Below are 24,475 nucleotides of genomic sequence, written 5' to 3' on the forward strand. Positions count from 1 at the left end.
AATTTCTGTTAGCATTTGTAGAAATAACGGTGCGAAACAATTTCACCGACAACAAGGGAACAGGCCAAGGGCGGCAGTCGCAGTCCGGTACTGAACAGCCCGAAATGGAGACAATATGACCCTGCCCTTAGCCGGCCTGCGGGTGGTCGACCTCACCCGCGCATTGTCCGGTCCGTTCTGCGCAATGCTCCTCGCCGACCTCGGCGCCGATGTGATCAAGGTAGAACCTGCGCCAGCAGGCGACATGAGCCGCACCTGGGGGCCGTTCGACCGCAACATCAGCGCTTACTACCTCTCCACCAACCGCAACAAACGGGGCATCGCCATCAATTTCCGCGACCCGCGCGGGCTCGAGCTGATCCGGGACATGGCTAGCCAGGCCGATATCCTTGTCGAGAATTTCAAATCCGGCGTGATGGAGGACATGGGGCTGGGCTACGAGACGCTGCGGAGCCTGAACCCGAAACTCGTCTACGGCAATATCACCGGCTTCGGCCGTGATGGACCGATGGGAAGCTGGCCGGGTTTCGACCAGATCGCTCAGGGTTACTCCGGCTTGATGAGCCTGACGGGGCAGCCGGAAGTCGGGCCGACCCGGGTCGGAACGGCGATCGGCGACCTGACCTCCGGCATGTGGACCGCAATGGGCATTCTGGCGGCGCTCCTGGCACGGCAACAGACCGGGGTTGGCCAACGGGTCGAAACTTCCCTGCTGGCCAGCCTGATGGCTTTGCTGAGCGTGCAAGGCCAGCGCTACCTGAGCCTGGGTGAGGTCCCCCAACCAACTGGCAACGTGCATCCGGTGATCGCCCCCTACGGCGTGTTCGAGACCAAAGACGGGCCACTGAACCTGGCGCCGGCCACGCCGGACATGTGGATCAAGCTGTGCCGGCTGCTCGAACTGGAACCATTACTGGACGACCCGCGTTTCATCGACAACGCGGCCCGCATGCAGCACCGCGAGGAGCTGCGGATCATCATCGAGACCCGCCTGACACTGCGCACCAAGATGGAATGGACGGAGGCAATGATCCCGCTTGGCATTCCGGCCGGCCCGATCAACGACCTCGCGGACGTGTTCTGCGATCCGCAAGTGCTGCATTGCGGCCTGGTCGAGGCAGTCTCGCACCCGGCACTTGGCATGCTGCGCCAGGTAGCCAATCCGATCAAGATGGATGCCTTCGCAGGCGGGACGGTGCGCAGCGCGCCGCCGCTGCTGGGCCAACACACCCTGGAAGTGCTGGCCGAGTTCGGCCACACGCAGGAGCAGCTGCAGCACCTCTGCGCCACCGGCGTCATCGTCCAGCATCCGCAGAGTGCCCCCCGGTCCTGAGCGACATGCCAGGCCAACGACATCAAGACCTAGAACGAGGAGACATTCATGAAACAGCTCACCAAGCGGCTTTCTGCCGCCCTGGCGATGGCCGCCGCGGTCGTCGGTACGATCCCCGCCGTCAGTGCAACGGATTTCAAGCTCACCCATCAATGGAAGCAGGGTAATGACAGCCGCGACAAGGCGAGCCGCGAATTCGCCAGGCTGGTCACCGCCAAAGACCCGTCGCTGCGCTTTCGGATCTATCCGAACGCGTCCTTGATCAGCAATCCGCTCAAGCAGCTCGATGCCCTGCAGGATGGAACGGTCGACCTGTCGGTCATTCCGCTGATTTATGCCTCCAACAAGATCCCCGAGTTCTCGATCACCATCCTGCCGGGTGCCGTCAGCAGTGCGGCCGACGCCATGAAGCTGCGCAATTCCGAGTACGCGCACAAGCTGCAGGAGGTGGCCGAGGCCAACGGCCTGCACCTGCTGACATGGTGGTGGACCGAGGGCGGCTTCGTCAATCGCGCCCGCCCGGTGAGCGGCCCGGAGAGCGCCAAGGGATTGAAGCTGCGCGGCGCCGACCGCACGATCGATGTGGCGCTGCGAGAGGCGGGCGCTTCGGTGTTCTCGATGCCCTCCACCGAACTCTACAACGCGCTGCAGTCCGGCGTGCTGGATGGGCTGCTCACTTCCTACGACACCCTGATGAGCATGCGCCTGTACGAGCAGAGCAAGTACGCGACCATCGGTGGTGACTTCACGATCTTCGTGCTGCTGCAGCCGCTGATCATGTCGAAGAAGGCATGGGACAAGCTGACGCCGGCGCAGAAGAAGATCTTCGAAGACGCCGCGGCGGTCACCGACCGCCAGTTCAATGCCGAGCAGGACGAGGTGGCGAAGGAAACCGTGGCCAAGTTCAAGGCGGCCGGGGTGCAGGTGCGCCAAATGACCAAGCCCGAGTTCGATGAGTGGGTGGCGCTGGCCAAGCGCACCTCGTGGGAGCAGTACGCAAAGTCCAGCCCGAAGGCCCAGGAACTGCTCGGCGCGTTTCAGCGCTCCCGCGCCTTGGTGAAGTAAACCATACGCGCCCGCTGGCGTGGGCGCGCCATCCAGGAGAACATCGATGAACCGATTCAACCGACTGGTCGACGGCCTGAGCCTGGCCTGCGCACTGGCGGCTGCGCTGCTGCTGCTGGCCGCCATCCTGACCATCACATGGATGGTGGCCTACCGCGCCACCGGCCACCAAAACTCGTGGGAGCTCGACACCAGCATCATGATGATGGTTGGTGCCGCCTTCCTCGGCTCGCCGTACACCCTGAAGACCCGGGGCCACGTCGGCATGGAGCTGCTCGATGTGCTGCTGTCCGAGCGCGGCCGTCGCCGGCTGGCGGTGACCGGCCAGGGGGTCGGCTTCGTCGTTTGCCTGTACCTGGCCTGGGTCGGCTTGCACATGACGCTCGAAGCGCTCGCCTCGCATGAGCGCTCGCTGGGCATTTCCCAAATGTCCGAATGGCCGAAGTATGCAGCGATGCCGATCGGCATGGGTCTGACTGCCCTGCAATACGTGGCTGAAATCGCCAGGACGCTGGCCGGCCCAACCCAACCCGGAACGCTATCATCATGAGTGAACTTCAAATTGCCGCCGTGCTGTTCCTGGTGACCTTTGCCGTGCTGTTCTCCGGCGTTCCGATCGCCTTCGGCCTGACTGCGGTCGCGGTCGGCTTCCTGGCGATCTTTGGCAATGAAGGTGCGCTGGCGGCCGTGCCGAAGAGTTTCATCAGCGAACTGTCGAGCTTTGCGCTGCTGACCCTGCCGATGTTCGTCGTGCTGGGCGCCGCGATTGGCATGTCGCGCGCCGGCAAGGACATCTATGAGTCCCTGCACCGCTGGCTGCACCGTGTCCCGGGCGGCCTCGTGATCGCGAATATCTTCGCTTGCGGCCTGTTCTCCGCCATGTGCGGATCGAGCCCGGCGACGGCGGCGGCCATCGGCAAGGCCGGCATCCCGGCAATGCTGCAACGGGGCGTGCCTGCGCGCCTGGCCGCCGGGTCCATCGCCGCCGGCGGCAGCCTCGGCATCCTGATCCCGCCCTCGATGACCTTCATCATTTACGGCATTGTCACCGAGACCTCGATCGGCCGCCTGTTCCTGGCCGGGGTCGTGCCGGGCATTCTGCTGGTGCTGTTGTTCTCGGTGTATTCCTGGTTCGCCAGCATCAAGGAGACCAGGCAGGCGGGGCCGGTCGTCCATGAACACTACAGCCTGCGCGACAAGCTGGCGGGTCTGGTACGCACGTTCCCGTTCCTGGCGATCATCGTTGCGGTGACGACGGTAATGTACGGCGGCTTCGCAACACCATCGGAAGTTGCAGGGATTGCCGCATTCATGGCCCTGGTGCTGGTCATCCTTATTTATCGCACGCGCCTGTCAGACCTGTGGGCGATCATGCGCGACGCCTCCCGCGAGTCGTCGATGATCCTCTTGATCGTAGCAGCCGCCGCGCTTTACTCGTACATGATGTCCTACCTGTACGTGACGCAAAGCGTGGCCGACTGGATGTTCGGCTGGAATCTCGGTACCTGGCAGCTGGTCGTGGTGCTGAATCTGTTCCTGCTGCTGGCAGGGTTCTTCATGCCGGCGGTCGCCATTATCCTGATGAGCATGCCGTTCCTGCTGCCGGTGCTGACCCAGAACCATGTCGACCTCGTCTGGTTCGGCGTGATCCTGACGATCAACCTCGAGATTGGCCTCATCCACCCACCGGTTGGCTTGAACTTGTTCGTCATCCGCGGCATCGCGCCGCAGGTCCCGCTGCGCGATGTCATGCTGGGGGTGGTGCCATTCATCGTCATCATGCTGCTGTTCATCGCGATGCTCACCGTGTTTCCGCAGGTCGTCACCTGGCTGCCGGACACGCTGATGGGCCGCGCACTCTAAGCCTGGGAGCATATATGGACCTATCGAACTTTCCGCCGGACGATGTGCCTCGCCTGGTGATCAATGGCGCCGTCGCCACCGTCACCTTGCGCCGGCCGCGCCAGCATAACCGGATCGACCCGGGCGATATCGCCGTGTTGCAGCGACACTTCGATACGGTCGAGGCCGCATCGGCAGTACGGGTGCTGGTGCTGACCGGGACCGGCGACAAGACCTTCAGCTCCGGCTACACGATCGATGCCATCGTTGAAAAGCTCGACCGCAGCTTCGAAGACCTGCTCGACCGCCTCGAAGATTTTCCTCTGCCCACGATCTGCGCCCTGAATGGCAGCGTGTATGGCGGGGCGACCGACCTGGCGCTGTGCTGCGATTACCGGATCGGGGTACACGGTACCCGCATGTTCATGCCGGCAGCAAAGTTCGGGCTGCATTACTACCCGGGCGGGATGCGCCGCTACCTGACACAACTGGGCCTGGCGCACACCAAGCGCCTGTTCCTGGGGGCGCAGACGATCGAGGCGGACGAGATGTGGCGCATCGGCTTCCTGACCGAGTTGGTGCAGGCGGGCGAACTAGGGCAGCGTGTCGCCTCCACTGCCGAGGCCATCATCGGCTGCGAGCCGAAGACGGTCGCGTCCATCAAGCGCCAGCTGAACCAGCTCGCGCGGCACTATGCCCAGGAGGCCTTGTCACGGGACGATTACGAACGCTCGCTGCGCTCCCCGGCGTTGCAAATGCGCATTGCAGCACGCGGAAAATAGGGACGAGCGGGCGCCCGCAAAGGAAATGGACAGCGATGCCCGGATCGGACCGCCATGCACCGCTCCACGCAAGCTGGCGGCTGACATGGCATTCGGCCACATCATGTATCTGTAAAGGCCAGGCATCTGGCGCGAAGCGCTGCCGCCCCGACTCAGGTTCGGCGACGCATGCGCCCGGCGTAAGCGCGCGCAAAACCTTCGAGGACATGTACAGGCAGCATTTTCACCATGCCGTGCAGGACGAGCGGCACGAGCACGAACTCGTCGACTGCTCCGAGCACGGGCACCGCGAAATTCAAGGGCTCGACAGCGAACAGTGCGAGACCAGCCAGCGCCGGCAATAACCACGCGGGACGTTGCTCATGCCGGATGGCGAACCACAGCAGGCGCAGGTCCTGACCGGCGACCACGCGCCATAGTGCAAAGATGCGTTTCAATGCGTTCTCCTCCGTGGCTTGGGGCTTTTTCGTGCCCCTTACATGGGTCGTCCAGGCCTGAACTCAATAGCGAATTGCAGAAGTTGCCGCATCTGTTTCATGCCGACCCTGTCAGCTCGGTCCACTTGGTCCCGGCTGACCGTCATGCTGCATGGCGAATCTTCTGTTCACAAGCAGGACTATGGCTCATACATGGCGCCGGATGGTGGGCTGTCGAGGAAAAGGAGACTGCTCAACTCGTCGGGAATGTTGGCGCGTTCTTTCGCGAGGAATCCACTGTGATGGAGCTTGGTTGGAATACCTATCGTGCCTTTTGGGGCCAGGGATTCGCGAACGAAGCGGCGGCGGCAGTCTTGAACCATGCGCTCGAGATCCGACGCGAACCAAAAGTTCGGGCTCTCATCGCTTCAGCCAATGCATCATCGCTGCGCGTCGCCAGGCGCCTTGGCCTGACTTATGAAGCGGAAACTGAGATATACGGCAAAGCGGTCGGCATGTATACGCGTGAGCGGGGAAGCTCGGTTGTTTAGGCCTACAGGACTGCAATCGGGGCCAAAAGCGCGGTGCTAGAATGGCCGCCATCTGTTTTCTCCATTACATTCCCATGAATTATCAGAACCGCCAGTGGATCTACGCAACCAGGCCGGACGGCCGCGTCGGCGACGAACATTATGTCTTACGTGAAAGCGAGATGAGCGACGCGTTGTCGATCAACGAGGTGCTGGTCCGTGCCCGCTATATCAGCGTCGATCCCTACATGCGCATCCAGCAAGCGGAACGCAACACTTACGACCTTCCACACCCGCTCGGCATCGTCCAGCGCGCTGGCGTGGTCGGACAGGTCATCGCTTCGAACAGTGCCGGCTTTGCCGAAGGCGATTGGGTGTCGGCCTACAGCGGCTGGCAGCTTTACGCCAAGTGCCACCAGAGCGAACTGACCAAGCTCGATGCCGAGGCCGCGCCGGTAACGTCGGCATTGGGTGTGCTCGGAATGCCCGGTCGCACGGCCTGGTTCGGGCTGATGGAAGCAGGCAAGCCACGCCCTGGCGACACACTGGTCGTGTCTGGCGCCGCCGGCGCGGTCGGCTCTCTGGTTGCGCAGTTCGGAAAGCGCGCCGGCTGCCGGGTCATCGGTATCGCTGGCGGCGCCGCGAAATGCTCCTTCCTCACCGACACCCTCGGCCTGGACGCCGCGGTCGATTATCGCTCCCACGCGACAGTGGAGAGTCTGCGCGCGGCGATCGATGCGGTTACGGGCGGTGTTGACATCTACTTCGACAATGTCGGCGGCATGGTGACCGACGCCGTCATTCCCTTGATCAAACTCCGCGCGCGCATCGTCATTTGCGGTGCCATCGCTCAATACGACGGCGGTCTCGACGTGCCAGACCTGGCGCCGCGCTTCTTGCAGCACATGCTTTTCAAGCGCGCGACCATTCAAGGAATCCTGGCACGTGACTTCACGGCGCGAATGGGGGAAATGCTCGAGGTGGTCGGGCCGTGGGTCAAGCGCGGCGAGATCCTCTCGCAGGAGACCTTCATCGACGGTTTCGATCAGCTGCCGGCGGCGTTAAGCAGCCTGTTCGATGGCCGAAACCTGGGCAAGCTGCTGGTACGTGTATGAGCTTCCCTGGCCGTGAAGGCCAGGAAAACGGTCCTTGGCTTCCTGTTCATCCGTGAGGAGGTAACTATGAAACAGGTATCACTGACTATTCCAGAAATCGGATTGATTGCCGGAACACGGGCGGCAGGCGCCGCGGGCCTGGCGCTGTTGTTCAGTAATCGAATGAGTCCAGAACAACGCCGCGCCATCGGCTGGACGCTGTTCGCCGTAGGGGTCATCACCACAGTGCCGCTGGTCGCGTACGTGCTTGGAAAACGTCAGGCATACAAGCGCGGCCCTACACCACCGAACCCAGCTTGAAGATCGGCAGGTACATGGCCACCACCAGGCCGCCGATCAGCACGCCCAGGATCACCATGATCATCGGTTCCATCAGCGAGGACAGCGCGCCCACGGCATCGTCGACTTCCTCTTCGTAGAAGTCGGCGACCTTGCCGAGCATGGCGTCGAGGGCGCCGGACTCTTCGCCGATGGCGACCATCTGGGTCACCATGTTCGGGAACACGTTGACGTTCTGCATCGCCACCGTCAGGCTGGTGCCGGTGCTGACCTCGGTCTGGATCTTCTTGGTTGCCTCCAGGTAGACCGCGTTGCCGGCGGCGCCGCCGACCGAGTCGAGGGCTTCGACCAGCGGCACACCGGCCGCGAACATGGTGGCCAGCGTGCGGGTCCAGCGCGCGATCGTCGCCTTGCGGATCACGGCGCCGAACACCGGCAGGCGCAGCAGCAGGCGGTCCATGGCCTGCTGCATCTTCAGCGAGCGGCGCCAGGACTGGAAGAAGAAATAGATCGCGCCGAACAGGCTGCCGAAGATGACGTACCACCACTTCACCATGAAGTCGGACATCGCCATCACGATCAGGGTCGGGGCCGGCAGGTCGGCGCCGAAGCTGGTGAACACTTCCTTGAACGCCGGCACCACGAAGATCATGATCACGGCGGTGACGATGAAGGCGACCGCCAGGATCGCGATCGGGTACATCAGGGCCGACTTGATCTTGGCCTTCAGGGCCAGCGTCTTTTCCTTGTAGATCGCCAGGCGGGTCAGCAGGTCTTCGAGGATGCCGGCCTGTTCGCCGGCGCCCACCAGGTTGCAGAACAGCGGGTCGAAGTACAGCGGGTATTTGCGGAAGGCGTTGTTCAGGCTGGTGCCGGTCTCGATGTCGGAGCGCAGGTCCATGATCAGCTTGGACATCGACGGGTTCGCGTGGCCCTTGCCGACGATGTCGAAGGACTGCAGCAGCGGCACGCCGGCCTTCATCATGGTGGCCAGCTGGCGCGTGAACAGCGACAGGTCCTTGTCGGTGATCTTCCTGCCGCTGCGGTAGGCCTTCTTCTTGACCTTGGTGACCATGATGCCCTGGCGGCGCAGGGTCACGTTGACGATGGTTTCGCCGCCGGCGCGCATTTCGCCGCGCACGGTCTTGCCGGTCTTGTCCTTGCCTTCCCAGGCGTAGACGTGTTCCTTGATCCGGGTGCCGCCAGCGCCGCGTACTTGGGCCGAAGTTGCCATGTGATTTCCTATTCGTTGGTGCAGCCGAGCACTTCTTCGAGGCTGGTCAGGCCCTGTTTCACCTTCATCAGGCCGGAACGCCGCAGCGAGTTCACGCCCTCGGCCTCGGCCTGGGCGGCGATCTCCATCGAGTTGCCGCTGGCCAGGATCAGGGCTTCGATCGCGGGCGTGATCGGCATGATCTGGTAGATGCCGACCCGGCCCTTGTAGCCCGAACCCAGGCAGCGTTCGCAGCCGACCGGGCCGTAGGGCTTCCATTCGCCGTCCAGGTCGGCGTCGCGGAAGCCGGCCGCCTTCAGCACGTCGCGCTCGATGTCGAGCGGCTGCTTGCAGGTGCACAGGCGGCGCGCCAGGCGCTGGGCGGTAATCAGGATCACCGAGGAGGCGATGTTGAACGGCGCCACCCCCATGTTCATCAGGCGCGTCAGGGTCGACGGCGCGTCGTTCGTGTGCAGGGTCGAGAACACCATGTGGCCGGTCTGGGCGGCCTTGATGGCGATGTCGGCGGTTTCCAGGTCGCGGATCTCGCCGACCATGATGATGTCCGGGTCCTGGCGCAGGAAGGCTTTCAGCGCGACCGGGAAGGTGAGTCCGGCCCGTTCGTTGACGTTGACCTGGTTCACGCCGGGCAGGTTGATCTCGGCCGGATCCTCGGCCGTCGAGATGTTGATGCCGGGTTTGTTCAGCAGATTCAGGCAGCTGTACAGCGACACCGTTTTACCGGAGCCGGTCGGACCCGTCACCAGCACCATGCCATAGGGGCGGGTGATGGCGTCGATTAGCAGTGCCTTCTGGTCCGGGTCGTAGCCGAGCGCATCGATGCCCATCTGCGCCTGGGTGGCGTCGAGGATACGCATGACGGTCTTTTCGCCGAACAGGGTCGGCAGGGTGCTGACGCGGAAGTCGATCGACTTGGTCGGCGACAGCACCAGGCGCATGCGGCCGTCCTGCGGGACCCGTTTCTCGGAGATGTCGAGCTTGGCCAGCACCTTGATGCGCGAAACCAGCTTGTCGCGGATCGACAGCGGCGGCGCCAGGTGGTCGCGCAGCACGCCGTCCACGCGCAGGCGGATCCGGTACTGCTTTTCGTAGGGCTCGAAGTGAATGTCCGAGGCGCCCAGGGTGATCGCGTCCATCAGCACCTTGTTCAGGAAGCGCACGATCGGCGCGTCCTCGACTTCCAGGGCGGCCGCCGCTTCGGCCTGGGTGGTCTGCGGCTCGTCCTCGGCGAATTCGATGTCGGCATCGTCGCCGGCCAGCTCGCTGATGCTCTGCTCGGCGTTCTTGGACAGTCCGGCCAGCAGGGCCAGCAGGGTGTCGTGCGCCACGATCACCGGCTCGACCGACGCTTCGCTCTGGAACTTGATCTGGTCCAGGGCCTGGGAATTGGTCGGGTCGGACAGCGCGACCGACAGCTTGTTGCCGCGCTTGGCCAGCGCCACCACGCGCTGGGCCTGCATCAGGCGCGCGTCGATCGCGTTCGTCGGCAGGCTATCCGGGCTGAAGGTGGAGAGGTCGAGCAGGGGATAGCCGAAGGTCTCGGCACAAAATACCGCCAGGCCGCGCGCATCGATGGTTCCGGAGCCGAGCAAGGTGTCGATGAAGCCTGCCTTGTCGGCTACCGCCTTCTTTTGGAGGCTGTCCGCCTGCGGCAGCGTCAGCCTTCCGGCCTGGACCAGGGCGCGCGCCAACCCGGGCAACGCGGTGCCGGCAAGCGTGTTGGTGAGGACTGCTGCCATAGGATCAGGGGTGGAGTGGCGACAAGGAACCGGGCTGGACGGTCATGCCCGGCGGCTGCTTGGGATCATGCCCGCAGGCATCAAATTTGTAAAGAGATTGGCGTAGGGAAAGAGGCGTGCATACCACGTAGACGGAATGGTATTGCAGAGGTGGCAAGCAAGCAGTGGGCGACATGGGGGCTCCTGGCGGAATTATCCCGTCGTTTCCGCGGAGGCGGGGGCGACGGGCCGGCAACCGTTCAGGCCACCAGCCACCGTTTGATGACGACCGGGCGCAACAGTTTCACGATCCTGATTGATTGATTCTGCACTTGCACCACTTCGATCACGCATTGCCCGACCTTGAGCGCAATCGGGAACTCCGGGATTTCCTGAAGTTGCTCAAGAAGCAAGCCATTCACGGTCTTGGGACCGTCCAGCGGCAGGTCCAGGCCCAGCTTCTTGTTGATGTCGCGCAGGGGCGTGCTGCCTTCGAGCAGGCATTCGCCCTTGGCGTTCCAGGCCATGGCGTCGGCGCGCGCGGTGCCCGGGGTCGAGGTGGTGAAGTCGCCGATCATTTCCTCGATGATGTCCTCGAGCGTCACCAAGCCCTGCACCTCGCCGTATTCGTCGACGATGATGCCCAGCCTTTCCTTGTTTTCCTGGAAATACTGAAGCTGGGTGAACACGCCCGTGTCCTGCGGGATGAAATACGGTTCGCTCAAGAGTTCGCGGAAGTGGTCGGCGGTCAGTTCGTCCGCCTGGTTCAGCAGGCCGAGCGCCTTGCGTACGTGCAGGATACCGACGATCTTATTGATCTCGCCTTCGTAGACGGGCAGCTTGTTGTGGTAGCAGGTGGTCAGCTCGGCCTTGATGTCCTTGACCGGCAGGGCCAGGTTCAGGGCTTCGATCTGGGGGCGCGGGGTCATGATGTCTTCGACCGAGATCTTTTCCAGGTCGAACAGGTTGAGCAGAATGCTCTTGTGCTTCTGCGGTATGAAGTTGCCGCCTTCTAGCACGACGCTACGCAATTCCTCGGGTGTCAGGCGCTGCTGATCGGCCTCGGCGCCACCGCGGATGCCCAGCGGGCGCAGGAGGGCGGAGACGAACAGGTTGACGAACCAGATCGCCGGCTTGGCCACCTTCATCAGCGGCCGCAGGACCAGGCTGGTGCCGAGCGAAATGCGTTCCGGGTAGGTGGCGCCGATCACCTTCGGCGCGATCTCGGCGAACACGATCAGCAGGAAGGCCACGCTGGCGGTGGCGATCGTGATCACGCTTTCCTCATGGCCGAAGAACAGGATCGCGATCGCCGTCACCAGGGCGGTGGCCATGGCATTGATCAGGGTGTTCGCAATCAGCACCAGCGACAGCAGCTTGTCGGTACGCTCCAGCAGCCACAGGGTGGTGACGGCGCCGCGGTGGCCGCGCTTGGCCAGGTGCTTCAGGCGGTACTTGTTGGCGGCCATCAGGGCCGTTTCCGCCATCGCGAAAAAGGCCGAGCAGAGAATCAGGACGACGAGGGCAAGGACCAGCGCCCAAAGGGGTACGGTTTCCAAGATTTACCGTGAGGATCAGCAGGGGAAGGGCCGATTCTAAGGTAAGGGAAGGGGCCTTGCAAGTTTGATCAGGGTCCCCACCTACCGTCGTCCCGGCCTGCGCGGGGGCGACGACGTAAGTAATTTAGTTCCACCAGTGGGAAGTGGTTCCGGCTTCGGGCAGGCGGGCCTGGCGGGCGGCGTGGACGATGCCGGCGTCGACCGCCTGGTCGGCCGTATAGATGCGCGAGCTGCCGGTGAGGTAGCCGCGGATGTCGTGGGGTGTGCGGGCGCCGCGCGTGGCTTCCTCGAAGATCGTGGCATAGCGTTCGGCATCGAAGTCGAGGCAGTCGCGCCATTCCGAAATGCGGGCATGGTCGGCCGCCACCAGGTTGCCGAAACCCCAGTGCAGCGGGTGGATCAGGAAGCGCGTGCCGGGGCAGGCATAGCGCTTCTGGCCGGCCAGGAAGATCGCGACCCCGACCGATTCGACGCTGCCGACGTTCCAGGTAGTCAGGGGCAGGGGGAGGGACTTGAGGAAGAAGTACAGGGCGAAGCCGGCCGTCATGTTGCCGCCTTCGGTCGACATGTGCAGTTCGATCTCGCTGGCGCCGCTCTGCAGGGCCTGCAGGCACAGGTTGCGGATCGTGCAGGCCGAGTTGGCGTTGATCGGACCGATGAAATGTACGACGTGCAAGCCCATTGTTCCTCCCTTGTGGACCCAAGCATAGCAATTAAAATGATAATGAAAGCGCACGGACGCCACATTATTCGAATTCGATGATATTCAAAATCATCCGTGGCTTATATGTTGCGCTCCCTCCGGTGTTAATCTCATAAGCTGGGTTAAATCCGAGGCAACAATGTCCACACCGATCCGATTCTTCTACCGCGGGGCCGTCCATGAAGTGAGCGGCGTCGCGCCCACGCAGACTGTCCTGCAGCATCTGCGGGAAGACCTGCATTGCACCGGCACCAAGGAAGGCTGCGCCGAAGGCGACTGCGGCGCCTGCACCGTCGTGCTCGGATCGCTGGAACACGGCAAGCTGGAGATGAAGGCGGTGAATTCTTGCATCCAGTTCACCCCGACCCTGGACGGCAAGGCCCTGTTCACCGTCGAAGACCTGCAGCAGGCCGGCGGGACGCTGCATCCGGTGCAGCAGGCCCTGGTCGAGTGCCATGGCTCGCAATGCGGCTTCTGCACGCCGGGTTTCGCCATGTCGCTGTGGGGTATGTATTTGAAGCAGGAAGGCCAGGGCTGCCCCTCGCGCCGCGAGATCGACGACACCCTGTCCGGCAACCTGTGCCGCTGCACCGGCTACCGCCCCATCATCGAGGCCGCGCGCCGCATGACGGAATTGCCGCGCGTGGACTTCGACCGCAAGACGCTGGCCGCGACGCTCCAGGGCCTGCAGCGCGAGGCCGGCACCGTCTACAGCCATGGCGGCCAGACTTTCCATGCGCCGCGCACCATCGACGAACTGGTGGCGGCGCGCGGCGCCCATCCGCAGGCCGTGCTGCTGGCCGGCTCGACCGACGTCGGCCTCTGGGTCACCAAGCAGATGCGCGACATCGCCGACATCATCTGGCTCGGCCACGTGGAAGAACTGAAGGCCGTGCGCGAGGCCGATGGCATGCTCGAGGTCGGCGCCGGCGTCTCGCTGAACGATGCCTATGCCGCCGTCTGCGCGCGCTACCCTCAACTTGCCGAGCTGTGGCAGCGCTTCGCCTCGCTGCCGATCCGCCATGCCGGCACCCTGGGCGGCAACGTCGCCAACGGCTCGCCGATCGGCGACTCGATGCCCTGGCTGATCGCGCTCGGCAGTCGCCTGCTGCTGCGCGGTTCGGCCGGCGAGCGCGAGCTGGCGCTGGAAGACTTCTACCTCGGCTACCAGCAGAAGGACCTGCAGCCGGGCGAGTTCGTGCAAGCGCTGCGGATTCCGCTGCCGCGTGCCGGGCTCGCTTTCCGCAGCTATAAACTGGCGAAGCGCTTCGACCAGGACATCTCGGCCGTGTGCGCCGCGTTCGCCCTCGCATTCGACGGCAGCGTCATCAAGCATGCGCGACTCGCCTTCGGCGGCATGGCCGCGACCCCGAAGCGGGCCGCCCGTGCCGAAGCGGCGCTGCTCGGACGCGCATGGGATGAACCCGCGCTGAAGGATGCGATGGCGGCGCTGGCGCAGGACTATGCGCCGCTCACCGACATGCGCGCCTCGGACGCCTACCGCATGCAGGGCGCGCAGAACCTGTTGCGCCGCTTCTGGCTGGAGACCCGGATCGAGAACCCGCTGCCGGCCGAAGCCGTCAATGCTTATTCCTACCTGAGTGCCTGAGGAGAGCGAGCATGAACGACATGAGCGCACCGGAATTGAAAACGGCGGCATGGAGCGCGGTCGGCGTCGCGCGCGCCCACGAATCGGCCAGGCTGCACGTGCTCGGCCAGGCCGACTACACGGACGACATCGATGAAGTCCGCGGCACCCTGCACGCCGCGCTGGGCCTGTCGGGCAAGCCGCATGCGAAGATCGTGTCGATCGACCTGGACGGCGTGCGCGCCAGCCGCGGCGTGGTCGCGGTCTACACGGCGCGGGACATCCCCGGCACCAACGATTGCGGCCCGATCATCCACGACGACCCGATCCTGGCCGACGGCCTGGTCCAGTACGTGGGGCAGCCGCTGTTCGTGGTGGTGGCGGACCGCCACGACAACGCGCGCCGCGCGGCGAAGAAGGCTGTGGTCACCTATGAAGAACTGCCGGCGATCCTGAGCCCGCAGGCCGCGCGCGCCGCGCAAAGCTATGTGCTGCCGCCGATGCGCCTGGCGCGCGGCGACGCCCAGGCGGCCTTCGAACGTGCCCCGCACACGGTGAAAGGCGAGCTGCACGTCGGCGGCCAGGAACAGTTCTACCTCGAAGGCCAGATTGCCTACGCCATCCCGCAGGAGAACGACGGCATGCTGGTGCTGTGCTCGACCCAGCACCCGAGCGAGATGCAGCACGTGGTCGCGCACGCGCTGGGCCTGCATTCGCATCACGTGGTCGTGGAATGCCGGCGCATGGGCGGCGGCTTCGGCGGCAAGGAATCGCAGTCGGCGCTGTGGGCCGCGGCCGCGGCGGTGTCGGCCAAGCTGTGCGGCCGCCCGGTCAAGCTGCGCGCCGACCGCGACGACGACATGCTGGTCACCGGCAAGCGCCACTGCTTCCACTACGAATACGAGGTCGGCTACGACGACGAGGGACGCATCCTCGCGGCCAGGGTCGACATGGTCTCGCGCGCCGGCTTCTCGGCGGACCTGTCCGGCCCGGTGGCCACGCGGGCCGTCTGCCACTTCGACAATACCTATTACCTGTCCGACGTCGACATCCGCGCCGCCTGCGGCAAGACCAACACGCAGTCGAACACCGCATTCCGCGGCTTCGGCGGCCCGCAGGGCGCGATCGCGATCGAATACGTGCTCGACGACATCGCGCGCAATCTCGGCCGCGATGCGCTGGACGTGCGCAAGCTGAATTTCTACGGCAAACATGACGACAATACCGGGCGCAACGTCACGCCCTACGGCCAGGTCGTGGTCGACAACGTGATCCACGAATTGGTCGACGAACTCGAAGGCAGCGCCGAATACCGCGCGCGCCGCGCCGCCGTCGACGCGTTCAACCGCGGCAGCCCCGTGCTGAAGAAGGGCCTGGCGCTCACGCCGGTCAAGTTCGGCATCGCCTTCAACGTCACCCACTTGAACCAGGCCGGCGCGCTGGTGCACGTGTACGTGGACGGTTCGATCCTGGTGAATCACGGCGGCACCGAGATGGGGCAGGGCGTGAACACCAAGGTGATACAGGTGGTGGCGCACGAGCTGGGCGTAGACTCCGCCCGGGTGCGCATCACCGCCACCAACACCAGCAAGGTCGCGAACACCTCGGCCACCGCCGCCTCCACCGGCGCGGACCTGAACGGCAAGGCGGCGCAGGATGCGGCGCGGAGAATCCGCGAGCGCCTGGCCGCCTTCGCGGCGAAGCGGCATGGCGGTGCGCCGGAGGCCGTGCGCTTCGCGGCCGACACCGTATTCGTGAATGGCCAGGAGGTTCCGTTCGGCGAGCTGGTGGCGCAAGCCTACCTGGCGCGCACCCAGCTGTGGTCGGACGGCTACTACGCGACTCCCGGCCTGCACTGGGACCCGAAGACCATGACCGGGCATCCGTTCTCGTATTTCGCCTACGGTGCGGCGGTGTCGGAAGTCATCGTCGACACCCTGACGGGCGAATGGAAGCTGCTGCGCGCCGATGCGCTGTACGACGCCGGACGCTCCCTCAACCCGGCCATCGACATCGGCCAGGTCGAAGGCGCCTTCATCCAGGGCATGGGCTGGCTGACCACCGAGGAACTGTGGTGGAACGAGGGCGGCAAGCTGATGACGCACGCGCCGTCGACTTATAAAATCCCGGCGGTGTCGGACTGCCCGGAAGACTTCCGCGTGCGCCTGTTCGAGAACCGCAACGTCGAGGATTCGATCCACCGCTCGAAAGCCGTGGGCGAGCCGCCGCTGCTGCTGCCGTTCTCGGTGTTCTTCGCGATCCGCGACGCGATCTCCAGCATCGCGGGGCACAAGGTGAATCCGCCCTTGAACGCGCCGGCGACCTGCGAAGCAATCCTGGGTGCGGTCGCCGCGGTGGAAGCGGCAGCATCGGCGAGCGCCTGAGATGGAAGACTGGCTGCTTGCTGCGGCAGGCGCGCATGTGCCCGCCCATGGGCCCGCGCATGGCTTCGATCCCGCGCCCAGGGTGCTGGTCACCGTGGCCGCGGTCGAAGGCTCGGTGCCGCGCGAACCCGGGGCGAAAATGCTGGTCGATGCCGTGCGCCAGTGGGGCACGGTCGGCGGCGGCCACCTCGAGCTGCGCGGCGCCGAAGTCGCGCGCGCCATGCTGGCGACAGGCGAAGCCCGGCGCCTGGAACGCTTCCCGCTCGGCCCCGGCCTCGGGCAGTGCTGCGGCGGCGTCGTGCAACTGGCGTTCGAGCTGCTCGACCACGCCCACGCGGCGCTGCTGGCGGCGCGCACCGCTGAAGACAGCTGGCGCCTGGTGGCGCTGGACGGCGCGCCCGAGCTGGCGCTGTTCGACGCGCGTGGACAACAACTGTACGGTGGCGCAGCCGCGGACTTTACACGCGGGCACGGCACCCATATCATGCGCGAGCCGGGTGGGCGGCGCTGGCTGGTCGACAAGATCGAAGCGCCGCGTGCGCACCTGATGCTGTTCGGCGCCGGCCACGTGGGCGCGGCCATCGTGCGCGCCCTGGGCGAGCTGCCCTGCCGCGTGACCTGGATCGACGAGCGCGAGGACCTGTTCCCCGAACACTTGCCGGCCAATGTCACGGTCGAGGCCACCGATATTCCCGAAGCACTGGTGGAGCATGCGCCGCCGGGCACCAGTTTCCTCGTCATGACGCACAGCCATGCGCTCGACCAGCGCCTGGCCGAAGCGATCCTGAAGCGCCCGGCATTCGAAGCCGACTGGTTCGGGCTGATCGGATCGCATACCAAACGCAAGCAGTTCGAGCACCGCCTGCGCGAGCGCGGCGTGGGGCAGGCGCGCCTGGATGCCATGGCCTGCCCGATCGGGGTGCCCGGCATCGAGGGCAAGGCACCCGCCGTGATTGCCGTCGCCGTGGCCGCGCAGCTGCTGATGGTGTGGGAAACCCGCACCGCACCGATAGCCTCAACAGAAAGAATCTAATGCCGATGGACACCCAGAACCTGCAGGCCTACCGAGCGAGCCTGCTGCATTTTCACGCCGATCCGGCCTTTGCCGACGATGCCCATGCCTGGCACGCGGACGGCTTGCTGGTCGTCGAGGACGGCCGCGTCAAGGCGGCCGGCGATTACGCCCGGCTGGCATCCAGTCTGCCGGCCGGCACCGGGGTGATCGATTACCGCGGCAAGATCCTCACGCCCGGCTTCATCGATACCCACCTGCATTTCCCGCAGACTGACATGATCGCCTCGCCGGCCCCGGGCCTGCTGCCGTGGCTGGAGACCTACACCTTCCCAACCGAGCGCCAGTTCGGCGACCCCGGTCACGCGCGCGCGACCGCCGAGTTCTTCCTCGACGAGCTGCTGCGTAACGGCACCACCACGGCCCTGGTCTACTGCAGCGTGCACAAGGAGTCGGTCGACGCCTTTTTCGGGGCAAGCTCGGCCCGCAAGCTGCGCATGGGCGCCGGCAAGGTGCTGATGGACCGCCACTGCCCGGACTTCCTGCAGGATACCGCCGACCTGCGCGAGAGCGAAGAACTGATCCGGCGCTGGCACAACAAGGACAGGGCAATGTACGCGATCACCCCGCGCTTCGCCCCGACTTCCACCGAGGCCCAGCTGGCCGCCACCGGCGAGCTGGCGCGCGCGTATCCGGACACTTTCATCCAGACCCACGTTTCGGAAAACCGCGACGAATGCACCTGGGTCGGCCAGCTGTTCCCGCAGCGCCGCAGCTACCTGGACGTGTACGACCACTACGGCCTGATGCGCCCGCGCGCCATGTACGGCCATTGCATCTGGCTGGACGACACCGACTTCGCGCGCATGGCGGAAACCGGTTCGGCGATCGCGCATTGCCCGACCTCGAATCTGTTCCTGGGCAGCGGCCTGTTCGACGTCGCCCGGGCCGACAAGGCCGGCGCGCTGGTCTCGCTGGGCACGGACGTGGGGGCGGGAACCTCGTTCTCGATGTTGCAAACCATGAATGAAGCGTATAAAGTTGCGCGACTGAAAGGCAGCTACCTCCCGGCCCTGCGCATGTTCTACCTCGCCACGCTGGGCGCCGCACGCAGCATGCAGCTCGAGGGGACGATCGGAAATTTCGCGCCTGGGCTTGAAGCCGATTTCATCGTGCTCGACCCCAGGGCCACGCCGCTGCTGGCGCGCCGCACCGCGCACAGCAACACGCTCGAGGAAACCCTGTTTGCGCTGGCCCTGCTGGGCGACGACCGCGCCATCCACGCCACCTACGCGGCCGGTCGCCTGGTCCACGAGCGGACGCTGCCCTGACGTTTCGTCCACCTTGTTCCGCCCACAGACAGATCGAGAACCTTTATGCAGAAGAACCTGAGCAGCAGCCTCCTGATCGTTGCCGCCCTGGCCGCCGCGAACGCCGCCGCCCGTCCCACCGCCGTCAACGCCAACGAAGCCGCCACCGCCCGCCACTACGCTGCCCTGATCGCCGGCAGCGAACCGAAGACGGCCGAGCTGACCATGTTCTTCACCCAGATGCCGAAGGGCGGCGACCTGCACCACCACTATTCCGGCGCGATCTATGCCGAGACCTATGTAGACTTCCTCGACAAGCAGGGTTACTGCGTCAACAAGCAGACCTACCGCATCGAGACCGACAAGGCGGTGGTGGATGCCGAGCGCGCCAAGCCGGCCAAAGAGCGCAACTGCCTGGGCACCGCCGACGTCTATGCCGACGACTTCACCTACCGCGAACTGCTGCAACGCTGGTCGAGCAAGGATTTCCATAACCACGGCGCGCTGCAGGCGCCGCCCGACCGCCAGTTCTTCCAGACCTTCCTGTACTTCGGCCCGGTCTCGAACGCCAACTTCCATGACGGCCTGGTCGAGATCAAGGAACGCGCGATCCGCGAGAACGTCAGCTATATCGAGACCATGTTCAAGATGTCGCCCTTCGTCGTGAACAAGGACTTCGACGCCCAGGCCTGGCAGAATGCCCGCGACGATGCCGCCTTCGAGACGCAGATGCGCGCGTGGATGTCGCAGCTCGACGCGGATCCGAAGTTCAACGGGTCGATCGCCGACTTCGTGGCCAGGATCGACGAAGCCGCCGCCGGCATCGACGACGAGCGCTTCACCATGCGCTACCAGACTTATGTGCTGCGCCTGCTGAATCCGTCCCAGGTGTTCTCTTCGATGCTGGCCGGCTTCAAGGCGGCCAGGAAGGACAGCAAGATCGTCGGCGTCAACATCGTCGGGCAGGAGAGCCAGATGGTGTCGATGCGCGACTACACGCTGCACATGAAGATGTTCCGCTTCCTGAAGTCGGTCTACCCGGACGTCAAGGTGGCGCTGCATGCCGGCGAACTGGCCCTGGGCGACGTTCCGCCGGAAGACCTGCAGTTCCACATCGACCAGGCCGTGAACCTGGCCGGCGCCGACCGCATCGGCCATGGCATCGACCTGGCCCACGAGACCAATGCCGCCGCCATCATGAAGCGCATGCGCGAGAAGGACATCCCGGTCGAGATCAACCTCACCTCGAACGCCTTCATCGAGGGCGTGGAGAAGCAGAACCACCCGGTCACCCTGTACCGCAAGTACGGCGTGCCCTACGTGATCTCGACCGACGACGCCGGCGTGACCCGTCACAACCTGGCCAACGAGTACGTGCTGTTCGCCAGCCGCTACAAGCCCGGCTACGCCGAGCTCAAGAAGGCTTCCTACAACAGCATCCGCTACTCCTTCCTGGATGCGGTCGACAAGGCCCGCCTGACCAGGCAGCTGGACCAGCGCTTTGCGAAATTCGAAGCGGAGATTGCGGGCCTGGACCGCAGCGCCGTCAAGCGCTGACAGCACGCACCACCGTCGTCCCGCACCACCGTCGTGCCGGACATTGCCCAGCCCGACTCCCCATGCTGAGCCTCTTCGGCCATCTCAGTATGGGTCCCCGCCCTCGGGGGGCGGCGCGTTTGAGCAGCATGTCACTACGCCAAAAATGCATATGTTTATGCTATCCCTGTGGTCAACTCGCTACAATTCCCACGCTTTCTTGATGGCTTTGCCCAAAAAACAAGCGAAACGATTTTTCTACAGAATGCCTCCCTTATAATCCCGCCGTGCGTTTTCCTAGGGGAAAGTCGTCCTGCACGCGGTTTCCTGCCCGTTTTTTCAGCAACTTATACGCGCAAGCTATAAATTTCCAAGAGAAAACGTATTTGCCATGGCTTTTCGCTTCATGCATATTGGTCTTTTGTTAACCAACCGCAAGACGAAGCTGGCAACTTCTGGCCTTCATGGCCGGGAAATAGTTGACCGCTAGAATCGCGTGCGCCGCCTTGGGCGGGAGGGTCCGAATGTACAGACGACGGCGATGAGCGGTCGGTCTCAGGCTTGCAGTACTGTGAGAGAGGGAACAACGTTTCCCTTATATAACTATTAGTCTTTTTGGGGTTAATCCAATGATCTATCAAAAACGGATCCAGCTGACCAAGCTGGCGCTGGCTTTGTCGATTGCACTGGCGGGGGCTCCGGCTCTTGCCCAGAACACGACTTCGGCAGTTGGCGGTCGCATCACGAGCCCGGACGGCAAGCCTGCCGCCGGCGCCTCGGTGCAAATCATCCACACCGAATCCGGTTCGGTCAGCAACGTCATGACCGATGCCGAAGGCCGCTACGTCGCACGCGGCCTGCGTACCGGCGGTCCGTACACGATCATTATCACGAAAAACGGCGTAACCGAGAAACGTGAAGGCATCTACCTGGAGCTGGCCGAGACCGCTTCCGTGGACGCCACCATCGGCGCACCGATGCAGACCGTGACGGTCGCCGGCAACCGCGCGCGCGCCGACATCTTCAACCGCAACAACATGGGCGCGGGCACCTCGATCAACAACGCCACCCTGCAGACCCAGGCGTCGATCAACCGCAACCTGCAGGACTACGCACGTGCCGACCCCCGCGTGTCGCAGACCGACAAGGAACGCGGCGAGATGTCCGTCGCGGGCCAGAACTCGCGCTTCAACTCGATGACCGTCGACGGCGTCGCCATCAACGACACCTTCGGCCTGGAAGCCAACGGCAGCCCGACCGCACGCCAGCCGATCTCGATCGAAGCGATCCAGTCGGTGCAGGTCAACGTTGCCAACTACGACGTGACCCAGAAGGGCTACACCGGCGGCAACATCAACGCCGTCACCAAGTCCGGTACCAACAACTGGAAGGGCGGCGTCTACTACGTCTACCGTGACGACAGGCTGTCCGGCCAGCGCTTCAATACCGCCAGCGGCGAATACAGCGACCCGCCGAAGTTCACCGAAACCACCAAGGGTGTGTGGGCCAGCGGTCCGCTCGTCAAGGACAAGCTGTTCCTCTACGCCCTGAGCGAAGAGACCAGCTCGAGCCGTTCGGCGCCGGACTTCGGCTACATCGGCCAGGGCCAGGGCACCACCGTCGGCATCACCCGGAATGAAATCAACCAGGTCGTGAACGCTGCCAAGAGCAAGTACGGCATCGACCTCGGCACCCCGGTGGCCGGTGGCAGCGAGCTGAGCTCGCGCGAGCAGATGCTGAAGCTGGACTGGAACATCAACGAGAACCACCGCGCCAACATCCGCTACCAGCGTACCTCGCAGTCCGAGCCGATCTACCCGAGCTTCTCGGCCACCGGCATCTCGCTGAGCTCCTTCCTGTACACCCAGAAGAAGCAGATCGAGACCGTTGTCGCCCAGGTCTTCTCCGACTGGACCCCGACCTTCTCGACCGAGTTCAAGGCATCGTCGCGCGATTACGACTCGGTACCGAAGAACAACGCCCGCCTGCCGACCCTGGGCTTCCAGTTCAGCGGCCCGCTGCCGTCGGACGCTCCGGCCGGCACCCGTACCGGTAACCGCTTCATCAACGCCGGTACCGAAAACTCGCGCCAGCAGAACGTGCTCGCGACCCGTACCCAGGACTACTACGGTGGTGCCAACTGGACCGTCGGCGACCACGAGATCAAGTTCGGTGCCGACTACCAGAAGAACAAGATCTACAACGCGTTCCTGCAGAACGTGTACGGCAACTACACCTTCGCCTGCGACAACAACTTCACGTACAACACGATCGGCGCGAGCACGATCAACTGCGGTACCGCGTCGCTGGCCCAGATCGAAGCTGCCGTGCTGGAGAACTTCAACCGCGGCCGTCCGTCGTCGTACACCCTGCAGACCGCCGCTGCCGGCCACACCCTGAACGATGCGATCTCGCAGTTCGAACTGGGTAACACCGGCCTGTTCCTGCAGGACACCTGGAGCGTCAATCGCCAGCTGACCGTGAATGCCGGCTTCCGCCTCGACCAGGTCGACGTGAACAGCCGTCCGCCGGCAAACACCGCCTTCGCGGCACCGGTCATCGCCGGCGTCAATGGCGGCCGCCAGACCGGTGGTTTCGGCCGTGACAATACTGTCACCCCGGACGGCCAGCGCCTGTTCCAGCCGCGCTTCGGCTTCAACTACCGCTTCAACACCCCGCGCATGATGCAGCTGCGCGGTGGCGCCGGCCTGTTCCAGGGCGCGGCCATGAGCGTGTGGCTGGCCAACCCGTACCAGAACGCCGGTATCGCCACCCGTTCGAGCACCTGCTCGGGCTCGGGCGCGACCCGCTGCCCGAACGTGGACGGCACCTTCAGCCCGAACGTCGATGCACAGAAGAACGTGACCGGCGCTCCGGCGACCTCGAGCGTCGACCTGCTGGATAGCAGCCTGCGCCAGCCGTCGAACTGGAAGTCGAACCTGGCCTTCGAAATGGAACTGCCGTGGTACGGCCTGGTGGCCGGCGCCGAAGCGCTGTACATCAAGACCAAGGATGGCCTGACCTACCAGAACCTGAACCTGGGTGCCCCGACCGCTACCGGTACCGACGGCCGCCAGATGTTCTGGAACGCGACCGGCGGCCTGCTGGCCAAGTGCTGGAACGTGGGTAACAACTCGGTCAACACCGCGACGGGCTGCACCACCACCACCAAGGCGCTGAGCAACCTGAACTACGGCAACGTACTGATGGCGACCGGCACCGACAAGGGTGAAAGCCGTCTGGAAACCCTGTCGCTGACCTACCCGATGACCCGTGGTCTGGGCTGGTCGATCGCCGCGACCCACACCTACGCGACCGAAGTGTCGAACCTGACCTCGTCGACCTCGAGCTCGAACTACGGCGCACGCTCCGTGTTCAATCCGAACGAAGACGTGGCCGCCAACTCGGCCTACCTGGTCAAGAACCGTATCAGCGCCTCGGTGAACTTCGAGAAGGCCTTCCTGGCCGGCCTGAAGACCCGCTTCGGCCTGTTCTACGAAGGCCGTACCGGCAAGCCGTACAGCTGGACCTTCAAGAACGACCTGAACGGCGACGGCATCTCGACCAACGACCTGATGTACATCCCGAAGGCTTTCGGTTCGGGTGAAGTCGTGTTCGCAGGCGACACCGCGACCAACCACGCCAACGAGCAGCGCTTCTGGGACGTCGTCAACGCCAACAAGGCGCTGAAGAACGCCGCCGGTGGCGTCGTGAGCCGCTACAGCGACTTCGCGCCGTGGACCAACAGCTTCGACCTGCGCATCAGCCAGGAAATCCCGGGCATGTTCGCACGTAACAAGGGCCGTATCTCGTTCGACATCTTCAACGTCGGCAACCTGCTGAACAAGAAGTGGGGTCACATCAACGAGATGCCGTTCTCGTCGTCGGGCGGCCAGACCCGCGGCTTCGTCGACTACGCCGGCCTGGATGCACAGGGCCACTATGTCTACGCAGTGCGCACCCAGACGGACGACTACAACATCCGCCAGAACAAGGGCGAATCGCAGTGGGCAGCACAGATCACCCTGCACTACGACTTCTAATCTCCTGATTTCGTAAGTAGGACGAT

19 protein-coding genes are annotated in these 24,475 nt (G+C 64.3%); 14 read left to right on the forward strand and 5 right to left on the reverse strand.

Annotated features, from left to right (window positions below):
* The first annotated feature begins 115 nt into the window (after positions 1-115).
* Genes ACI48D_RS10095 through ACI48D_RS10115 form a run of 5 tightly spaced genes read left to right on the forward strand, consistent with a single transcriptional unit; the run spans position 116 to position 5,022 of the window.
* Entirely contained in the window at positions 116-1,333 is a 1,218-nt protein-coding gene (locus ACI48D_RS10095; RefSeq protein ID WP_435571089.1) for a CaiB/BaiF CoA transferase family protein, read from the forward strand.
* A 48-nt stretch (positions 1,334-1,381) separates the two neighbouring features.
* Complete coding sequence (dctP, locus tag ACI48D_RS10100) at positions 1,382-2,398, forward strand: TRAP transporter substrate-binding protein DctP (RefSeq protein WP_435571090.1); 1,017 nt, start codon at positions 1,382-1,384, stop codon at positions 2,396-2,398.
* 46 nt (positions 2,399-2,444) lie between these two features.
* On the forward strand, positions 2,445-2,948 hold the full coding sequence (locus ACI48D_RS10105) for a TRAP transporter small permease (protein WP_435571091.1): 504 nt from the start codon (positions 2,445-2,447) through the stop codon (positions 2,946-2,948).
* Entirely contained in the window at positions 2,945-4,261 is a 1,317-nt protein-coding gene (locus tag ACI48D_RS10110; protein WP_435571092.1) for a TRAP transporter large permease, read from the forward strand. Before ACI48D_RS10105 ends, ACI48D_RS10110 begins: the two co-directional genes overlap by 4 nt.
* A 14-nt stretch (positions 4,262-4,275) precedes the next feature.
* A complete protein-coding gene (locus ACI48D_RS10115) occupies positions 4,276-5,022 on the forward strand; it encodes an enoyl-CoA hydratase/isomerase family protein (RefSeq protein WP_435571093.1) in 747 nt (248 codons plus the stop codon).
* Positions 5,023-5,174: 152 nt separating this feature from the next.
* Here ACI48D_RS10115 and ACI48D_RS10120 read toward each other — a convergent pair whose 3' ends face one another.
* Positions 5,175-5,459: a hypothetical protein gene (locus tag ACI48D_RS10120; protein ID WP_435571094.1), complete on the reverse strand. Its 285-nt coding sequence runs from the start codon at positions 5,457-5,459 to the stop codon at positions 5,175-5,177.
* 74 nt (positions 5,460-5,533) lie between these two features.
* Here ACI48D_RS10120 and ACI48D_RS10125 point away from each other — a divergent pair, with 74 nt between their 5' ends.
* The 3 genes from ACI48D_RS10125 to ACI48D_RS10135 all read left to right on the forward strand — a co-directional run bounded on the left by ACI48D_RS10125 (position 5,534) and on the right by ACI48D_RS10135 (position 7,383).
* Entirely contained in the window at positions 5,534-5,989 is a 456-nt protein-coding gene (locus ACI48D_RS10125) for a GNAT family N-acetyltransferase (RefSeq protein WP_435571095.1), read from the forward strand.
* Positions 5,990-6,030: 41 nt separating this feature from the next.
* Complete coding sequence (locus tag ACI48D_RS10130; protein WP_435571096.1) at positions 6,031-7,083, forward strand: NADP-dependent oxidoreductase; 1,053 nt, start codon at positions 6,031-6,033, stop codon at positions 7,081-7,083.
* A 66-nt stretch (positions 7,084-7,149) separates the two neighbouring features.
* A complete protein-coding gene (locus ACI48D_RS10135) occupies positions 7,150-7,383 on the forward strand; it encodes a hypothetical protein (protein ID WP_435571097.1) in 234 nt (77 codons plus the stop codon).
* Here the strand turns inward: ACI48D_RS10135 and ACI48D_RS10140 are convergent.
* From ACI48D_RS10140 to ACI48D_RS10155, 4 genes are all read right to left on the reverse strand, one after another.
* A complete protein-coding gene (locus ACI48D_RS10140; RefSeq protein ID WP_435571098.1) occupies positions 7,361-8,596 on the reverse strand; it encodes a type II secretion system F family protein in 1,236 nt (411 codons plus the stop codon). The genes ACI48D_RS10135 and ACI48D_RS10140 overlap by 23 nt on opposite strands.
* A gap of 8 nt (positions 8,597-8,604) precedes the next feature.
* Positions 8,605-10,335 carry a type IV-A pilus assembly ATPase PilB gene (gene pilB, locus ACI48D_RS10145; protein ID WP_435571099.1) on the reverse strand — a complete coding sequence of 577 codons (1,731 nt, stop codon included), beginning with the start codon at positions 10,333-10,335 and terminating at the stop codon, positions 8,605-8,607.
* 239 nt (positions 10,336-10,574) lie between these two features.
* The gene (locus ACI48D_RS10150; protein WP_435571100.1) at positions 10,575-11,873 is read right to left on the reverse strand and encodes an HlyC/CorC family transporter; all 1,299 of its coding nucleotides are present in this window, start codon (positions 11,871-11,873) and stop codon (positions 10,575-10,577) included.
* Positions 11,874-11,997: 124 nt separating this feature from the next.
* Entirely contained in the window at positions 11,998-12,555 is a 558-nt protein-coding gene (locus ACI48D_RS10155) for a ClpP family protease (RefSeq protein WP_435571101.1), read from the reverse strand.
* Positions 12,556-12,715: 160 nt separating this feature from the next.
* On the opposite strand from ACI48D_RS10155, the gene xdhA reads away from it, so the two are divergent.
* The 6 genes from xdhA (at position 12,716) to ACI48D_RS10185 (ending at position 24,449) form a co-directional block, all read left to right on the forward strand.
* On the forward strand, positions 12,716-14,185 hold the full coding sequence (gene xdhA, locus ACI48D_RS10160) for a xanthine dehydrogenase small subunit (RefSeq protein WP_435571102.1): 1,470 nt from the start codon (positions 12,716-12,718) through the stop codon (positions 14,183-14,185).
* Between the two features lie 11 nt (positions 14,186-14,196).
* Positions 14,197-16,548, forward strand: a complete 2,352-nt coding sequence (gene xdhB, locus ACI48D_RS10165) for a xanthine dehydrogenase molybdopterin binding subunit (protein WP_435571103.1) — start codon at positions 14,197-14,199, stop codon at positions 16,546-16,548.
* A 1-nt stretch (position 16,549) separates the two neighbouring features.
* A complete protein-coding gene (xdhC, locus tag ACI48D_RS10170) occupies positions 16,550-17,581 on the forward strand; it encodes a xanthine dehydrogenase accessory protein XdhC (RefSeq protein ID WP_435571104.1) in 1,032 nt (343 codons plus the stop codon).
* Between the two features lie 5 nt (positions 17,582-17,586).
* The gene (gene guaD, locus ACI48D_RS10175) at positions 17,587-18,891 is read left to right on the forward strand and encodes a guanine deaminase (RefSeq protein ID WP_435571105.1); all 1,305 of its coding nucleotides are present in this window, start codon (positions 17,587-17,589) and stop codon (positions 18,889-18,891) included.
* A gap of 45 nt (positions 18,892-18,936) precedes the next feature.
* The gene (locus tag ACI48D_RS10180) at positions 18,937-20,427 is read left to right on the forward strand and encodes an adenosine deaminase (RefSeq protein ID WP_435571106.1); all 1,491 of its coding nucleotides are present in this window, start codon (positions 18,937-18,939) and stop codon (positions 20,425-20,427) included.
* 608 nt (positions 20,428-21,035) lie between these two features.
* Positions 21,036-24,449: a TonB-dependent receptor domain-containing protein gene (locus ACI48D_RS10185; protein WP_435571107.1), complete on the forward strand. Its 3,414-nt coding sequence runs from the start codon at positions 21,036-21,038 to the stop codon at positions 24,447-24,449.
* Positions 24,450-24,475 lie beyond the last annotated feature (26 nt).

It is taken from the genome of Massilia sp. LXY-6, assembly GCF_051233485.1.
Lineage (GTDB): Bacteria > Pseudomonadota > Gammaproteobacteria > Burkholderiales > Burkholderiaceae_D > Telluria.

Coding starts and splice junctions, on each gene's coding strand:
- ACI48D_RS10095 (WP_435571089.1), top strand. CDS start 116: ATGACCCTGCCCTTAGCCGGCCTGCGGGTGGTCGACCTCACCCGCGCA.
- dctP (WP_435571090.1), top strand. CDS start 1,382: ATGAAACAGCTCACCAAGCGGCTTTCTGCCGCCCTGGCGATGGCCGCC.
- ACI48D_RS10105 (WP_435571091.1), top strand. CDS start 2,445: ATGAACCGATTCAACCGACTGGTCGACGGCCTGAGCCTGGCCTGCGCA.
- ACI48D_RS10110 (WP_435571092.1), top strand. CDS start 2,945: ATGAGTGAACTTCAAATTGCCGCCGTGCTGTTCCTGGTGACCTTTGCC.
- ACI48D_RS10115 (WP_435571093.1), top strand. CDS start 4,276: ATGGACCTATCGAACTTTCCGCCGGACGATGTGCCTCGCCTGGTGATC.
- ACI48D_RS10130 (WP_435571096.1), top strand. CDS start 6,031: ATGGCCGCCATCTGTTTTCTCCATTACATTCCCATGAATTATCAGAAC.
- ACI48D_RS10135 (WP_435571097.1), top strand. CDS start 7,150: ATGAAACAGGTATCACTGACTATTCCAGAAATCGGATTGATTGCCGGA.
- ACI48D_RS10140 (WP_435571098.1), bottom strand. CDS start 8,596: ATGGCAACTTCGGCCCAAGTACGCGGCGCTGGCGGCACCCGGATCAAG.
- pilB (WP_435571099.1), bottom strand. CDS start 10,335: ATGGCAGCAGTCCTCACCAACACGCTTGCCGGCACCGCGTTGCCCGGG.
- ACI48D_RS10155 (WP_435571101.1), bottom strand. CDS start 12,555: ATGGGCTTGCACGTCGTACATTTCATCGGTCCGATCAACGCCAACTCG.
- xdhA (WP_435571102.1), top strand. CDS start 12,716: ATGTCCACACCGATCCGATTCTTCTACCGCGGGGCCGTCCATGAAGTG.
- xdhB (WP_435571103.1), top strand. CDS start 14,197: ATGAACGACATGAGCGCACCGGAATTGAAAACGGCGGCATGGAGCGCG.
- xdhC (WP_435571104.1), top strand. CDS start 16,550: ATGGAAGACTGGCTGCTTGCTGCGGCAGGCGCGCATGTGCCCGCCCAT.
- guaD (WP_435571105.1), top strand. CDS start 17,587: ATGGACACCCAGAACCTGCAGGCCTACCGAGCGAGCCTGCTGCATTTT.
- ACI48D_RS10180 (WP_435571106.1), top strand. CDS start 18,937: ATGCAGAAGAACCTGAGCAGCAGCCTCCTGATCGTTGCCGCCCTGGCC.
- ACI48D_RS10185 (WP_435571107.1), top strand. CDS start 21,036: ATGATCTATCAAAAACGGATCCAGCTGACCAAGCTGGCGCTGGCTTTG.